We start from the raw sequence: 15,099 nt of genomic DNA, 5'->3' as shown, positions 1-15,099 counted from the left end.
GTGCCGCAGAGCATATTGATGGGCGTCTCCTACCACTTGACCCGGTGGGAGACGCACCAGGGGCAGCCCAGCACGGCCGGGAACTACAACGTCATGGGTCTGACCCAGGTGACGGCCAAGGACGTGGAGGAGCCGACGCGGGCGGAGCGGCTGTCGCATCTGAACATGAGCGGCGATCCGGCGCGGATGAAGAAGTTCAACCCGGCAAGGGCCCTTGCGGCCGGCGATGGCCAGACGGACACATCCGATCCCCGGCTGCACACGCTGGACGCGGCAGCCGATCTGACAGGTGAGTCGGCCGACGCGCTGCGCACCGATCGCGCGGAGAGTGTGCGGGGCGGGGCGGCGCTGCTGGCCGCGTACGAGAAGGAGGCCACCGGCTCACTGCCGAAGGACGCGGGCCAGTGGTACGCGGCCGTCGCCCGTTACAGCCAGGCTCCGGACACCAAGGGCGCCCAACTGTTCACACAGCGGGTCTTCCAGACCATCAACCGGGGCAGCAGCCGGGTCACGGCGGACGGGCAGCGGGTCACCCTTCCCGCCGACCGGTCGGTCACCCCCGCCAAGCCGGCGAAGATGAAACTGGCCGCGACGTTCGCCAGTACCGCAGTTGTTCCGACGCCCGAGTGCCCGGCGGGACTGAACTGTGACTTCCGGCCCGCGGCGTTCAAGCAGAACAGCAAGGACCTGGCGGACTACGGCAACTACGACGTCACCAACCGTCCCGCAGACGGCGTCGACATCCGCTACATCGTCATCCACGACACCGAGGGCGGCTACGACAGCTCCCTGAGTGTCTTTCAGGACCCGACGAAGTCCGCCAGCGCGCACTACCTCATCCGCGCCTCCGACGGCCTGGTCACCCAGCTCGTTCCCACCAAGGACACCGCCTGGCAGGCAGGCAGGCAACAAAACCCTCAACATGCACTCGATCGGCATCGAGCACGAGGGTTACGCCATCAAGGCGGGCAGCTGGTACAGCGAGACCCAGTACGAGTCGTCGGCAGCACTGGTGAAATACCTGGCCACCCGATTCAACATTCCACTGGACCGCGAGCACATCATCGGGCACGACGAAGTGCCCGGCCCGATCGACGCCAACGTCGCCGGCATGCACTGGGACCCCGGCCCCTACTGGGACTGGAACCACTACCTCGCCCTGATGGGGGCGCCCACCGGTGACGGCGGTGCGGGCAGTCCGCTCGCAGCCGGCCAGGAAGTCACCATCGCCGCGCCGTTCACCACGGCCAACCAGCCGACGATCGTGTACTGCTCCCCCGCCCCCTGCACGACGCAGGCACCGCACCCGGCGAACTTCCTCTACCTCTACTCCAACGCCTCCACCAGTTCACCGCTGATCGCGGATCCGTATCTGCGCGGCGGTGCCGCGGGCAGCACACAAGGCCCGGACTGGGCCGCCAAGGCCGTCACCGGAGGCCGCTATGTGGTCGCCGCGGTCAAGGGCGACTGGACGGCGATCTGGTACGGGGGCAAGCAGGGCTGGTTCTACAACCCCGGCGGCCAGCGCACCGCCCCCGTCGGCTCCACCGGACAACCGGTCATCACACCGAAGGCCGGGCTCGCCTCCATTCCCGTGTACGGCAGGGCCTACCCACGGACCGCCGACTACACCGGCACCCAGGTGCCCGTCCAGACGGACACCGACAAATCGCTGACGAAGTACGCCATCAAGGCCGGCCAGGCCTACGTGCCGGCCGGGCCGGCCGCGGCCGGGGACTACTTCTACGCGATGAACTACGACAACAGCGCCCCCGGCGACCACAAACTCGTCACCGGAACCACGAAGTTCATCCCGATCCGCTACAACCACCGCCTCGCCTGGGTCCGCGCCGACGATGTGCAGCAGATCTCCAGCACCCGGCCGGCCAACGGTGCGACCCGCTCCGACCTGCTCGCCCGCGACAGCGCCGGCACGCTGTGGCAATACCAGGGCAGCGGCACGGCCGGCGCCCCGTTCCTGTCCCGTTACCGGATCGGGGGCGGTTGGCAGGGCTACAACGCCCTGGTCGACCTGTCCGGATTCCGTGCCAACGCCACCGGCGACCTGCTCGCGCGGGAACCCTCCGGGATCCTCTGGTACTACAAGAGCACCGGGAACATCGCGGCGCCCTTCGCCGCCCGCAGCAAGGTCGGCGCCGGCTGGCAGATCTACAACACGCTCGTCGGCGTGGGCGATGTCTCGGGGGACGGCAAGCCGGACCTGCTCGCCCGCGACACCGCCGGCGCCCTGTGGCTCTACCGCGGCACCGGCAACCCCGCCGCGCCCTTCGCCACCCGCAGCAAGATCGGCGCCGGCTGGCAGATCTACAACACGATGGTCGGCGGGAGCGATCTGACCGGTGATGGCAAGCCGGACCTGCTCGCCCGCGACACCGCCGGCACCCTCTATCTCTATCGCGGCACCGGCAACCCCGCCGCCCCCTTCGCCACCCGCAGCAAGATCGGCGCCGGCTGGCAGATCTACAACTCCCTCACCGGCACCAGCGACCTGACCGGCGACGGCACAGCGGACCTGCTCGCCCGCGACGCCGCAGGCACCCTCTATCTCTATCGCGGCACCGGCAACCCCGCCGCGCCCTTCGCCACCCGCAGCACGGTCGGTACGGGCTGGCAGATCTACAACTCCCTCACCGGCTGACACACCCGCCGGTGACCCGGCACCGCATTCCCTCCGCGCCCGCCACGCGGCACCCGCACACACGGGGCCGCCTGGCGGGCGCCGCCGCGCAACGGACGAGCTGTTCACCGACCTCGTACGCCGGGGACTCTGCGAAAGAAGCCCCTGGAGCGACTAAAAGGCGCGCGCACCTTCGGAGTTGGAACCCCACAGGGCCGTGGCGGGATCCGGCCGCGGCCCTGTGGCGGATTACTCATCCGATGATGGCGACCGGGCCGTCCCACGCGTCGCGGTCGACAGTGATGGTGTAATCGCCGTGCGATTCCTTGCTGTTGACCATGTACTGGTGGCCGCGGCTGTGGTCCGTGTAGAGCGTTTTCGCCCAAGGCCAGTCGCTGGTCGTCGAGTTGACGTTGTCCCACTTCGCGTACCAGAGGTTGCCGGGCAGGTCGGTGCGGTTGGTGGCGGTGGCGATGGCCTGCGCACTGGAGGTGCTGAAGCCGTAGTAACCGGCCCGGTACGTCTTGGCACGCAGGGTCTTGGTGAACGAGCGGACGTAGGAGAGAACCGCGTTGTTGCACGACGTGTTCTTGATGTCGTACGGCTCCATGTCGAGGTAGATCGCGCTGCCCTGCTTCATGCCGAGCGCCGACGCCTTGGCCGCCGCGTCGGCGCCGTCGGTGGCGCCGAGGGAGGACGCGTTGGAAGCCGTCATCTTCTCCGGGCTCTTGCCGGTCTGGCAGGACGGCTGCGCACCCACGTACAGCGGGATGAGCTTCCAGCCCTGGGCTGTGACCGTCTTCACCCAGGACGCGGTGAGGTTCGGCTGGGAACAACCACGGTTCTTGCCGCCGACATAGACGGCCGCAGCACCGTACGGACCGGGCTTCCAGGCCTTCATCGCGGCGGCCGACGGGGCCGCACAGGTGTCGAAGGCGAGGCCCGTGTACGTCTTCTGCGCGGGCCAGGCCGGAGCGGCCGACGCGCTCTGCGCGATCAAGCCACCCCCGGCGGCAACCGCCACACCGGCGGCACCCCACGCGATGTAACGGTTTCTCTTGGAGAGTCGGTGCGCGGGCTTGCGCGGCTTGTCGGACATGTGGTCCCCACCCCTTGATGTGTGCTTCTACTGGCGATGTGCGGCAATTGTCGCCGCTATGCGGGAGGACGCGCGTGACGCGATGTGCTCTCTGACTCCCCGTCTCACGCCCCCCGAGCGCACCAGAGCTTATCCAGCACCTGTCGGGCCGGCAGCCGCCGGTGGTGCCGGACCGTACCCGGTTCATCTGGACCTCCGCCTGAACGGGCGGACGGGGGGCTACGTTCGAGCGGAAATTCTGTTGAAACGGCGAGGTCGGATGACGCCTGCGGTCTCGGTTATCGTCGGTCATTTCAGTTCGCACAAGTAGAGCCAAGCGCAAGAGTGTGCAATACAGAGGACTGCGGCATGCAGGGAGTGCGCGTAACCCTTTGGACTGCGCATCGCACGCGGTGGACGCAGGATCTCCCCAACTGTTCCGTCTTCGCCACGGCACAGTGGAGCAGATTCGACTCGACGCGCAACTCCCGCTGGGGATGTTCGAGGAGACCGAGTATCACGCGGACCAGTTCAGTCTTGATCCCGGAGACCGCCTCGTCATTGTGAGCAGCGGTGTGCACGCTGCCCAGAGGGCCGGTAGCAGCGTCTTTGGTGAACGAGGCCTTCGGGAGACCATCGCCGCCACCCGTAGTGCGTCCGCCCACGAAACGGCGCGCGCCGTAGTTGATGGGCTGGTGCAGTACCACGGCGGGGGAGACCTGCCCACCGATGCGGCTGTCGTCTGTCTGGACTGGAGGGGAAGCCCCTCACTTGGGGGGACACGTGCTTAGAGGCGCCCTGCCGACACTAACCACCTGATCCGATGTCGCTGACGGACACTAACCACCTGATCCGATGTCGCTGACGGACACTAACCACCTGATCCGACGTCGCTGACGGATTCCGCGGCTTCAGCGAACGCCCGCAGGCCCACCAGGAGCGCTTCGCGCTGTGCGGCAGGGACGTGCTGGAGAACGCGGCGGACAGCCAGCAGACGGCTCACGGACAGGGCATCGAGCATCTCGTAACCGTGGGGAGTGAGAGTGAGGCCGATCTCCCGTCGGCTGGTGGTGGCACGGCGCCGGACGAGAAGGCCCGCGGCCTCCAGGCGATCGCAGAGCCTGCTGACCGCCGAAGGCGCAGCCCCTACCTGTTCTGCCATCCGAGTCAAATTGATCCCGGGAGACCGGTAGGTCACCACCAGGGCCTGCAGCTGCAAACTCGACAGGCGGGGCGTAGCTGTCCGTGCGGCCTGACTCCATGCCGTCACCAGGGCTTCTGCATTTTCGGACACCTGCCGGGCAAACGCATCCAGGGAGTCGTCAGCAGATCCCGCACCGTCCATGTGGCCGTCACTCCTATTGAACAGGTGCACATCCCCCTCGGGCGTTCGCCCCACGCGCCGCCTCCCGGACGGTCAACCTTCAATGTGCCCTCTCTGATGAAGTTATCCCTGTTCACGCCATCTTTCACATGCAAACTTTTCGCGTGCGGGGGGGTCGGTCAGGGCTTGCCCCGACCGGCCACAGTCCGGCGGCCGCCCCGGCTATGCGACGGCCAGCTCGTCGAGCATACCGGCGCGGAGCTTGCTGAGGATCTTGGTGAGGATGCGGGAGACCTGCATCTGAGAGATGCCGAGTTCGGCCCCGATCTGGGCCTGCGTCATCTCGTGTCCGAAGCGCATGCTCACGATGCGGCGTTCACGCTCGTCGAGCTGGTTCATGAGGGGCGCGAGCGCGTTGAGGTCCTCGACCTTGTTCATGCCGGGATCTTCCTCACCGATGAAGTCGGCAAGCGTACGTGCCTTGGCGCCGGCTGCCTGGCCGGCGTCTTCGGCGTCAGTTGACATGTCGAGTGAGCCTGCGGTGTAACCGTTGGACGCCACGATGCCCTCGATGACGTCGTCCTCGTCCAGCTTGAGATGCGCGGCCAGTTCCTTCACGGTCGGGTCGCGGTCGAGCTGAAGGGCGAGATGTTCCTTGGCCTTCGCGATCTCGGTGCGCAGCTCCTGGAGGCGGCGCGGGACGTGCACGGCCCAGGTGGTGTCCCGAAAGAAGCGCTTGATCTCGCCGACGATGTACGGGACAGCGAAGGAGGTGAACTCCACTTCGCGGGACAGATCGAAGCGGTCGATGGCCTTGATGAGACCGATCGTGCCCACCTGGACCATGTCCTCCATCTCACCGCTGCCGCGGTTACGGAACCGGCTCGCCGCGAAGCGGACCAAGGACAGGTTCATCTCGATCAGCGTGTTGCGGGTGTACTGGAACTCCGGAGTGCCTTCCTCCAGGACCTGCAACCGGTCGAAGAACACCTTCGACAGCGTACGGGCGTCCTTGGGGGAGACCTTGACCGCTTCCTCCACCCACGGCAGCTCGCTCGCGGCCGCTGTCGCAGAGCCAGGTTCCATCGTGCTGACTGCCGTCCGGCCCAGCTCTTCCAGTCCCGCCACCGCTGCCATCGGGAGCCCTCCCCAACCAATACCGATCTCTATCGGCCACCGCATACCCCGGACTTCGCGGAGCATGCGTGCTACGGCCCGTGTCACACCCGCCGGCAGATCTCACGCTGTGAGGGCACCCCACGCGGTCTCCCGCCGCTCGGACCGGCAGCCAGCCGGCACCTCGCTCGGTGACAGCGCCCCCGGTGCAGTAAGCCAAGCCCCGGCATTACCTGGGGAGCCGCGCACGGATGATTTTTCCCTGCCTGGGGGTGGGGGTGACGCTGATGTCGCTCACGAGGCGACGGATCATGTGCCATCCGAAGCCGCCGGCGCCGCCATGGAGATCCGGGGTGCGTTCGCGAGGAAGCATGGGACTGACGTCACTGACGGCGACGTCCACCCAATCGGCAGTGGCCTGGAGGCGAAGGGTGTAACGCCCACCGCCGTGACGCAGAGCGTTGGTGGTGAGTTCGGAAACCACCAGCGCCAAGGTCTCCCCCTTTTCGGGCTCTGGTGCTGGGATGAGGCCTTCGACAAAGGCGCGGGCGGCGTCGCGGGCGCGCGAAACGCCCGCAAAGGTGTCGTCCGCCAGAACGATACGGTTCGCGATGGGGGGTTGGGTTGTCTCCGTCTCAGTCATGTGCCAATCACCTCGCCTGATCGGTAATGCCGCTGAGGTTTTGTTGAAGGTCTCTTGTGCCCGCCGAGCGCCATTCCAACCAGCAGCGGGGGAGGGATGGGCGGGCGGGGCGCCAAGAGTGGGGGACAGTGCACTAATGCTGCGTCCTGAAGATGATGCTCGTCTTCGCAGCCATCGCCGTGGCTGCAACTTCTCGGAATGGCGATAGGCCGGTTCCCAGGTCAATGCACAGCAGCAGGGTGGGGGCGGAGAGTCTTCCGCCGTACTCTCCGTAGACTGCCTGGTCGGCAAGGAAAGCCTGGTCCACAAGAGAAATGCCGGCTCGGCGGGCGTTGCGGAGTGCGTTGACGGCGAGGTTGGTCAACAGGGCTGCCTGGATTCCGTGGCCCTGTCCATCGGTAACCGTGATGGTCAGCGAGTTGTCGGTGACGGTCCAGTCGAAGTTGTCGCCCCCTACGGCATAGGCAGGCTCCAAGTGGGCGCCGAGTGTGAATTCATCCCGGCTGAAGCCGCGTCCGGGCAGGAGCTGCCACTGCATCTCCGCGGCGAGGGTCAGTCTCCTGCGCCGCCGAGCTTGGACATACAAGTCGGTGTCGCGCTCCGCGACGATCAGTTCGTGCCCCAAGGCCGTTGCAAAGGCCGCAAGCTCCAGCACGCCCGACGCACCTTGGGTTGCCTGCTCGGGCAGACGGACCGACAGGATGCCGAGTCGGTCACCGCGCACGGTGACGGGAAGGTGGACCACTACCATGCCGGGCTCGTCGGTGACTTCCACGACGGGCGCTTCGGCAGTGAAGGCGCGGCCGGCAGCACCGCCTTCGCGGACTTCGGTCGCGACACCGGTGCTGGGGAGCTGTGTCACTGGCTGCAGGACGGTGAGGCCGTAGTCGGCCAGCAAGAGGTCCACGCAGCGGGCGTTGGCGTTATCAGCAAGCAGCGTGCGGGCCGTGGACAAGAGTGCCGTCGGCGGGGCCGCTCGGAGGGCGCTCTCAGCGACGCCCAGCCAGCTCGTCGAATGCATGTTCATGGCCTTCTTTCCGCACCGCCTGGACGGACCCCATGACGTCCGCGCCATTTTTCGCGTCCGCATGACCTTATTTCGTCCGCATGACCCTACTTCGTGGGCACCGGTAGGGCTTGGCGCCATATGACACCAAGCCCCTGAAGAGCTGGAGCTTGCAACATCGTCATGCACCATTCGCGCTCAGTCGCCATCGCACTGTGAGGCTTATCAGCTCTGTAACCAGTCAAAACGTGCACGCATTCAGCCATGGACGCCCGTGCTGAGCAGCCCGCGCAGGGGCCAACCAACCAGGCGTACCTTCCCGGCCACAGCACTGGCGCGGCTGGCGCGCTCTGAGCCAGGAGGCTCAGCGGCTCAGCGGGTGGCAGGTAGCCAAGCGTGGTCACTCTGTTTTCTGGCTGCCACGCCAGTCGAGACAGACGACCATCGCGTCGTCGTCGGCGTCAATGGGGCCGCGGTGGCCGGCGAGTTCCTGCAGGACCGCGCGGGGAACCTGGGAGGCGGGCAGGAGCCTCGTGTTGGTGAGGGCGCGGATCAGCGCCTTCTCGCTGTAGGGCTCACCCGCGGGAGACGCGACGTTGTAGACGCCGTCGCTGACGAACACCAGGCGGTCACCTGGTTCGACCTGGAAGGGTTCGGCTGTATAGAGGGTGTCCTCGAACATGCCGAGTGGCAGCTGGGCCTCCAGCTGGATCTGCTCGGCTTTGCCGTGCCTCAGGCGCCACATGCGGGGAGAGCCGGCATCGACGATCTGCGTCTGACCGGTTTCGACATCGAAGAGCAGCAGGAGCGTCGAGAGGTAGACCTGTCCGTGGTAGTGGCCGTAGACAGCCTGGTCGGCAAGGCAGGCCTGGTCGGCGAGGGAAAGGCCGGCACGGCGGGCGTTGCGCAGGGCGTTGACGGCCAGGTTGGTGAGGAGGGCGGCTTCGATTCCCTCCCCCATGCCGTTGGTGACGACGAGGGTGAGGTGGCTGGCCGAGGCGGACCAGTCGAAGTTGTCGCCGTAGATCGCGTAGGCGGGCTCGAGCTGGGCGCCGATTTCGTACTCCGGACGGGAGCAGGACCGGCCGGGCAGCAGCTGCCACTGCATCTCCGCGGCCAGGGTCAGGCGGTTGGCGCGGCGGGCCTGGAGGTACACGTCGGTGTCGCGTTCGCCCACGACGATCTCGTGTCCGAGTACTTCGGCGACATCCTGGAGCTCGTGCTCCGCTTGGGCGTCGTAGAGGTCGCGGGGCAGCCTTACGGTGAGGACGCCGATGCGGTCTCCGCGCACGCTGATCGGCAGGTGGGCTGTCAGTTGTCCTGTGCGGTCGTCGTTCTCGACGTAGGGTTGTTGGGCACCGAAGGCTCGCCCCGGGGAGCTCTGGTAGACAGAAATCGGTTCGCCGGTGTATGGGAGCGCGCTGACCGGTTGCAGTATGGTCATGGCGTAGTCGGCCATGAGCAGGTCAACGGAGACAGCCCCGTAATGCTGGGTAAGAACGTCTTGCACCGCTTGCAGCAGAGCGTGCGGCGCCGCCTGGCGCAGTGCGCGTTCCGCTGCTGTGAATCTGTCCACTGTTCGGTTACCGCCTGTTCGAGAAGATGAAGACAAAGAGGCGCGGGAGGGCTTTTTGTGTCGCAGCGACTGCCAAGGCGGTTGAAGACCGTGACTGTTGAGAGCGGGCACTCCGACGGCGCTGCCACCGATGGTCGCCGAGCCGCCGCGCTTGCGGCCCGCGAGACTATCGAGGTGCTTGAGGTGTTGTGGAGCAAGAGCGGCGATCTCGCGCCGATCGCTCCAGTGTCGACATCCCAGTTGAAGGTCCTGTACATCCTCGCCGACAATGACGGGATCAACCTGCGCGCCCTGGGTGAGGAATTGGGTTCGACCCCCTCGTCAGTGAGTCGCATGTGCGATCGCCTTCACGCCCTCGGCTTCATTGAAAGGACCCTGAGTTCGGCGAGCCGGCGAGAGGTGGAGCTGCGTCTGACGGGCGTGGGGACCCGTTACCTCAGCGATCTCAGGGCGCGCCGCGAAGCAGCGTTGGCAGAGGTTGTCGCCACGATGGCGCCCGCGGAACAGGCCGCCTTTGCACAGGGGCTGGCCTTCTTCCGGTCGGCAGTGCTGCGCGGAGCGGAGGGTACGGAGACCGTGCGCGGCACGGTGGCAGGCACTGCTTGAGGCGGCCTTCCGGCCGGTGGACCAACGGGTTCACAGTTTGCCAGTCCTCCACGGCAGGCCTTATGCGCACGTCCGACCGTGAGCGGAGTCCAGAGTGCGGCCTCCTGCCACTGTTGTCAAACGGCAAGTATTTCCCTGCGGAAGGTGTAGGGGTTCCCGAAATGGAGTGAGGCTGCCCTGCCATTCCGAACGCTTCTTTGCGTCGCACGCATGGAGCACGCGCCGGACTGGTCAGTACGTGGCCGGCGGCCAGGGAAAACGGCTCCCGGGCCGGCTCTGTACCCGCTGACGCAGTGCTGCCAATTCCGGCGCTGTCAATTCAGGGGGATCGGGCCGGTCAGTTTTTCCAGACGCACCAGGTCGTGAGGGTTGAGGCCGGACCGTTGACAGATGGCATCGACGGCACCCCCTTTGCGCAGAGCAGCTACCGCTTCCAGCTCAACGTCGGCGCGCGCGGCGTCCAGTGCCTCCTGCGCGTCGCGCAGGCGGTGGGCAGCCAGGTCCAGCGAAACCAGTTCCATGGGCGGATGATGGCATGCGTTGGCTCTTTTTCACCGCATGCGTCGGCCGGCCGCCTGCCCCCCGCCGCGATGCCGCCTTCGCGGATGCGCAGGCCGGGGTTCTGCACAGCCATCCGCCTCCGGGAGGGGGAACAGCGGTCCGCTCCGAGGGTTCAGCCGAACAGGCGGATCTCTCAGTGTGGAGTTGACGCGGGTGCCATGACTCGCCAAGCGGGCCATGGATGAACCAGGAATTCCGAGGCTGCCCTCACCCGGCACTGCCCCCTGGCCTCACCACCGGCGACCCAAGCCGCGGAGGTCGCAGATTCGGTCTCCGGCACCGTTGACAGTTGCGTTGAGGCGTGGGAGTGGCCGGCGCCGCCGGATCGGGAAGCGGTAGGGCTTCCATGTCTCCGCAGCACCTGCGTATATTTGCTGCACGACAACAGTTGGCGCGCGGAACTTAATGCGCTTCTCGGCTCATGAGGAGCGTCGTCAGTGCCTGCCGCGGGAGTGGAACTGATGAAGGGTGGATGGGTGAGCATCAGCGAGGCCGCGGTCCGTCAGCGTGTGGCGAAGGCGTTGCAGGACAGTGCTGAGGCGGTAGCCGACCGGTGGGTTGAGCTGCAGCTGGCGCAGGCCGAGCTGAGAGAGGGGGTCGGTGAGCGCGAGCTGCGTGAGGAAGCCGATGCGCTCGTCGCCGCCCTCGCGGCAGGGCTGGCCACGGGTCTGCCCGTGGCCCAAGTAGTCAACGCCCATCAGGAGTTGCGCCAAGCGGTAATCGATCTGTCGCTGCGCAGGGCTCGGGGCGGGGCCACGCCGACCGCGACGTCGCTGGCCGTGCTCGCCCTCAAAGAGGCAGTGTTGGAGACGGTGCAGGCCGCCACTGACGATGCCTCCGAGCTGTTCGGGGCGGCTTTGCTGATCAACCGTCTGCTGGACGCTGCCGGGGCGCTGTCCTTCGACACCTATGTTGAGGGCCGCGAAGAGATCATCCGCAGGCAAGGCAAGCAGTTGCTGGGTCTGTCCACGCCCGTCGTTCGGCTCTGGCAGCACGTTCTGGCGGTTCCGCTGATCGGTACTCTGGACACAGCGCGTACCCAGGTCGTGATGGAGAATCTCCTGCAGGCGATCCAGGAACACGAAGCCCAGGTGGCGATCATCGACATCACGGGTGTACCGACCGTCGACACCGCAGTGGCCCAGCACCTGATGCAGACCGTCACCGCCGTGCGTCTCATGGGAGCGGACTGCGTCATCAGCGGTATCCGTCCCTCGATCGCGCAGACCATCGCGCAGTTGGGCATCGACTTGTCGATGATCCTCACGCGCGCCAGCCTGGCTGACGCGCTGTCCGAGGCCATCAAGCTGACCACCGGTGGCTCCGTCGCCGATTCGCAGGCTCTCCGATGAGAGCGCAGCCAAGCAGGGGCGTTCCGATCCTGCGCCTGGGCGATGTGCTGATTACCGGTCTCCTCAACGAGCTCGACGACAAGAGCGCTCTGGCCTTCACCGACGAGCTCACCGAACGCATAGCGTGTGATCGATCCCGCGGCGTTCTCATCGACATCTCCCGCTTGGAGATGGTCGACTCCTTCGTGGCACGCATGTTGATGGAGATGACGTCCATGGCACGCCTGCTGGGAGCCCGGGTCATCGTGGCGGGCATGCAGCCCGCGGTGGCCATCACTCTGGTCGAACTGGGCCTTGAGCTCGACGGTGTCGAAACCGCCCTGAACGCAGAACAGGGCATCGCCGCACTCGGGTGGTATCAGGCCTCGCGGCCCCCGGAAGGGGCACGAAATGACCCAACTCGCTAACCGCCACACTGTCTCCGCCACACACCCCACTGCCGACGACAGGACCGAACTCCTCGTCCTGCACACCGAGGAGGATCTGCTGTCGGTCCGACATGCCGTGCGCGCGGCTACCGTGAAGGCCGGTTTCGGCATTGTCGATCAGACCCGGGTCGTGACGACGGCCAGCGAACTGGCCCGCAACGCCTACATCCACGGCGGCGGGGGGACCCTGACGATCGAATACCTGAGCCGCGGCAGCAGTTCAGGGCTGCGCCTGACCATAAGTGACACCGGCCCCGGCATCCCCGATCTTGACGCCGCTCTCGCCGACGGGTTCACCACCGGTGTGGGCCTCGGACATGGGCTGGGCGGTGCGCGCCGCCTCATGCACGACTTCGAGGTACGTACCGAAGCGGGGAAGGGGACGACCGTGATCGTCACCCGGTGGGACAGCCGGTGACCTTGGCCGTTACGCCGCCGGCCCACGTCCGTATCGACCACTACAGTGCCGTGCACGTGGCCGCTGCGGCCGCCCGGGCGCTGGGTGCACAGTGCGGACTGCCAGGCGCCATGCCGGATCAGGCGGCGGTGCTCGCCTCCGAGCTGGCCAGCAACATCGACAAGCACGCCAAGGACGGCGCCCTTTACATTCAGCCCCTCCCGCTCAGTGGTGGAGTGGAAATCCTGGCGGCGGACCGCGGTCCGGGCATGCCCGAACTCGAACGCTGTCTGGCAGACGGATACACCACGGTCGGCACGCTGGGCGCGGGCCTGGGCGCCGTCCGCCGGATAGCCACGTGCTTCAGCATCCGGACACAGGTCGGGGCGGGAACGTACGCATCGGCCCGCCTCGTCCGGCCCGAGCAGGCCGACGCAGCCAGGCAGAGTGCCGCGTTGCTGTGCCTGCCTGCCGACCTGGAGGAGCATTGCGGAGACGCCGGCGCGGTCGTCGATACCGGCTGTATCCGAACGGCCGCCGTCATTGATGGGCTCGGACACGGCAGCGAAGCCGCCGAGGCCGCCCAGAGCGCCCTGCGTTCTTTCCGCACAGCTGCCGCGCACCCCCTGCCGGACGTCCTCAACGCTATGCACCGTGCCTTGCGCCATACCCGCGGCGCGGCTGTCGGGCTCCTGCGCCTCGAAGGCGCGCAGGCCCGCTACTGCGGGATCGGCAACGTTCGTGCGGTAGCCCTGTCTCACGAAGGCGTTCACCATCGGCTGACGGGTCAGCCCGGGGTCGTGGGATGGCGGATGCCGACGCCCAAGACCCACTCCATCGCGCTGCCGGCCGGAGCTACAGCACTGCTGCATTCCGACGGCATAGATGCCCGCTGGACCCAGGACCCTTCCTTGTTCGTGTTGCGTCTCCCCCCGGAGCTGCTCACCGCGTCGGTGATGCACCATCACCGCAATGCCCGCGACGACGCGGCGGTCCTGGCCGTACGACCCCACCAGAGGCACCTGTGAACGGCACTTTCTATACGCTGCCGGCCCTGTGTGCGGCCGTGCGCAGCACTGCGCAGCGTTATGGGCTGCCGCCCGAGGTCCGCTCCCGCCTCGTTCTGTCGGTCGCCGATGTGGCGGAAGCAGAGTTCGCCGTCGGCCATCCCGTGAGCTTCGCCGTTGACGTCGAGACGGACAGCGATCGCGGTACGCCCATCATGACCGCCACGTTGAAGGCTCCCCAGGCCCTCGGGCCGCTCTCCTGCGTCGATTTGCCGCTCTCTGCGGCTCCAGCACCGCCAACCTCGGCAGTAACCTGGCACATTCCCCTGGCCGGCGAGAACGGCCCCCGCACCGGCGGGGCCGGCGGGTTCCCGCAGCGCAGCCTCGTACCCCGTGGCCGAGCGGGCACTGTGGATGAGGAACTTCGTGCCGCGCTCGCCGTCACGGATGCTCTCCGGGCCGAGCACCGCCGTCTCAAGCACGAACTGGCCGAGACCAACGGTGGCGTCCTCGCCTTGTACGTCCAACTCGAAGAACGCGACGAACAGCTGCGCAAAGCACACGGTTCCATGCTGCAGGAACTCGAGGATGCCTTGCGGCCCGCCCTGTTGGAGGTCGCAGGGCTGGAACTGGCGGTCCACTACGCACCAGCCGACCCGCACGCCCCCACCGGCGGAGACCTCTACGACTGGTTCAGGCTGCCCGACGGCACCCTCCACATCACCATCGTCGACGCACTCGGCCACGGGGTGGGGAGTACCAGAAGCGCCCTCGACGTGACCCATGCCGTGCGCACCCTCGCTCTCGAAGGCCACCCGCTGCAGTCCATTCTGGGGCGCGCCCATGAACTGCTCACTCCCCTGGCGCCAGGGCTGATGGCCACGGCACTCCTCGCCCGCATCAACCCGACAAGCGGTGTGCTGCAACTGGCCAACGGAAGCCACCCCCCGGCGCTCCTCCTCCCAGCAGATGGCCAGGCCCGCTATCTGCAAGTCCCTGGAAGGGGCGTCGGCTTTCCTCTGCCTGGCAGCGAGCGCCTGCTCCAGACCCGTCTCGACCCCGGCGACCTGCTCATCCTCTATACCGATGGGTTGACGGAGAGCCGGAGAAACCCGTGCGAGGGCGAGGAACGACTCATCGAGGCCGCACGCCGTCATGCCGGAAAGCCCCTGTCGGACATCCCCAGCGCCATCGCCGCCGAGATGCACACGATCGTCCTCCACCCGGACGACACCCTGGCACTGGCCATCCGCGTACCGCAGGAGCCGGAGCTGCGGCAAGGACTCTGAGAAGGCCGACGAAGCAAGCGAGGGGAGACGGCCACCGTCGTCCTACTGCGACCGGCTGGATGACAAACCCGCCTCTAC

15 protein-coding genes and 1 pseudogene are annotated in these 15,099 nt (G+C 67.0%); 9 read left to right on the top strand and 7 right to left on the bottom strand.

Features of this window, described 5'->3' with window-relative positions:
- Positions 1-18: 18 nt before the first annotated feature.
- Both AB0D31_RS06670 and AB0D31_RS06665 read left to right on the top strand, forming a co-directional pair.
- Positions 19-1,072 (top strand): annotated as a pseudogene (locus AB0D31_RS06670) (N-acetylmuramoyl-L-alanine amidase); the annotation flags it as partial.
- 39 nt (positions 1,073-1,111) lie between these two features.
- Entirely contained in the window at positions 1,112-2,659 is a 1,548-nt protein-coding gene (locus tag AB0D31_RS06665; RefSeq protein WP_362718229.1) for a VCBS repeat-containing protein, read from the top strand.
- Positions 2,660-2,891: 232 nt separating this feature from the next.
- On the opposite strand, the gene AB0D31_RS06660 is transcribed toward AB0D31_RS06665, so the two are convergent.
- Positions 2,892-3,737, bottom strand: a complete 846-nt coding sequence (locus tag AB0D31_RS06660) for a glycoside hydrolase domain-containing protein (protein WP_362717946.1) — start codon at positions 3,735-3,737, stop codon at positions 2,892-2,894.
- Positions 3,738-4,063: 326 nt separating this feature from the next.
- Between AB0D31_RS06660 and AB0D31_RS06655 the strand changes: the two genes are divergently transcribed.
- Positions 4,064-4,507 carry a SpoIIE family protein phosphatase gene (locus AB0D31_RS06655; RefSeq protein ID WP_362717943.1) on the top strand — a complete coding sequence of 148 codons (444 nt, stop codon included), beginning with the start codon at positions 4,064-4,066 and terminating at the stop codon, positions 4,505-4,507.
- 80 nt (positions 4,508-4,587) lie between these two features.
- Here the strand turns inward: AB0D31_RS06655 and AB0D31_RS06650 are convergent, their stop codons facing one another.
- The 5 genes from AB0D31_RS06650 to AB0D31_RS06630 form a co-directional block, all read right to left on the bottom strand.
- Positions 4,588-5,061, bottom strand: a complete 474-nt coding sequence (locus AB0D31_RS06650; RefSeq protein ID WP_362717940.1) for a MarR family winged helix-turn-helix transcriptional regulator — start codon at positions 5,059-5,061, stop codon at positions 4,588-4,590.
- Positions 5,062-5,262: 201 nt separating this feature from the next.
- Entirely contained in the window at positions 5,263-6,126 is an 864-nt protein-coding gene (locus AB0D31_RS06645; protein ID WP_362717938.1) for an RNA polymerase sigma factor SigF, read from the bottom strand.
- A gap of 259 nt (positions 6,127-6,385) precedes the next feature.
- Positions 6,386-6,799: an ATP-binding protein gene (locus AB0D31_RS06640; RefSeq protein WP_362717935.1), complete on the bottom strand. Its 414-nt coding sequence runs from the start codon at positions 6,797-6,799 to the stop codon at positions 6,386-6,388.
- Between the two features lie 133 nt (positions 6,800-6,932).
- Positions 6,933-7,826: a SpoIIE family protein phosphatase gene (locus AB0D31_RS06635; RefSeq protein WP_362717933.1), complete on the bottom strand. Its 894-nt coding sequence runs from the start codon at positions 7,824-7,826 to the stop codon at positions 6,933-6,935.
- Positions 7,827-8,205: 379 nt separating this feature from the next.
- The gene (locus AB0D31_RS06630; protein WP_362717931.1) at positions 8,206-9,381 is read right to left on the bottom strand and encodes a PP2C family protein-serine/threonine phosphatase; all 1,176 of its coding nucleotides are present in this window, start codon (positions 9,379-9,381) and stop codon (positions 8,206-8,208) included.
- Between the two features lie 90 nt (positions 9,382-9,471).
- Here AB0D31_RS06630 and AB0D31_RS06625 point away from each other — a divergent pair, with 90 nt between their 5' ends.
- Positions 9,472-9,987 (top strand): MarR family transcriptional regulator, encoded by a 516-nt coding sequence (locus tag AB0D31_RS06625; RefSeq protein WP_362717929.1) that lies wholly within the window; start codon positions 9,472-9,474, stop codon positions 9,985-9,987.
- Positions 9,988-10,301: 314 nt separating this feature from the next.
- Here AB0D31_RS06625 and AB0D31_RS06620 read toward each other — a convergent pair whose 3' ends face one another.
- The gene (locus AB0D31_RS06620; protein WP_362717927.1) at positions 10,302-10,508 is read right to left on the bottom strand and encodes a hypothetical protein; all 207 of its coding nucleotides are present in this window, start codon (positions 10,506-10,508) and stop codon (positions 10,302-10,304) included.
- A gap of 516 nt (positions 10,509-11,024) precedes the next feature.
- Between AB0D31_RS06620 and AB0D31_RS06615 the strand changes: the two genes are divergently transcribed.
- From AB0D31_RS06615 to AB0D31_RS06595, 5 genes are read left to right on the top strand one after another with little or no spacing between them, the layout of a single operon-like run.
- Entirely contained in the window at positions 11,025-11,900 is an 876-nt protein-coding gene (locus AB0D31_RS06615) for an STAS domain-containing protein (RefSeq protein ID WP_362717924.1), read from the top strand.
- Positions 11,897-12,307, top strand: a complete 411-nt coding sequence (locus tag AB0D31_RS06610) for an STAS domain-containing protein (protein WP_362717922.1) — start codon at positions 11,897-11,899, stop codon at positions 12,305-12,307. Before AB0D31_RS06615 ends, AB0D31_RS06610 begins: the two co-directional genes overlap by 4 nt.
- Positions 12,291-12,746 (top strand): ATP-binding protein, encoded by a 456-nt coding sequence (locus AB0D31_RS06605; protein ID WP_362717920.1) that lies wholly within the window; start codon positions 12,291-12,293, stop codon positions 12,744-12,746. Before AB0D31_RS06610 ends, AB0D31_RS06605 begins: the two co-directional genes overlap by 17 nt.
- Positions 12,731-13,753 carry a SpoIIE family protein phosphatase gene (locus AB0D31_RS06600; RefSeq protein ID WP_362717917.1) on the top strand — a complete coding sequence of 341 codons (1,023 nt, stop codon included), beginning with the start codon at positions 12,731-12,733 and terminating at the stop codon, positions 13,751-13,753. Before AB0D31_RS06605 ends, AB0D31_RS06600 begins: the two co-directional genes overlap by 16 nt.
- Entirely contained in the window at positions 13,750-15,021 is a 1,272-nt protein-coding gene (locus tag AB0D31_RS06595) for a PP2C family protein-serine/threonine phosphatase (protein ID WP_362717914.1), read from the top strand. The genes AB0D31_RS06600 and AB0D31_RS06595 overlap by 4 nt, the downstream gene beginning before the upstream one ends.
- Positions 15,022-15,099: the final 78 nt, after the last annotated feature.

The organism is Streptomyces sp. NPDC048361, assembly GCF_040651795.1.
Taxonomy (GTDB): Bacteria; Actinomycetota; Actinomycetes; order Streptomycetales; family Streptomycetaceae; genus Streptomyces.
Note: the sequence above shows the minus strand (reverse complement) of the source record. Positions and strands in the feature narration are given on the sequence as shown.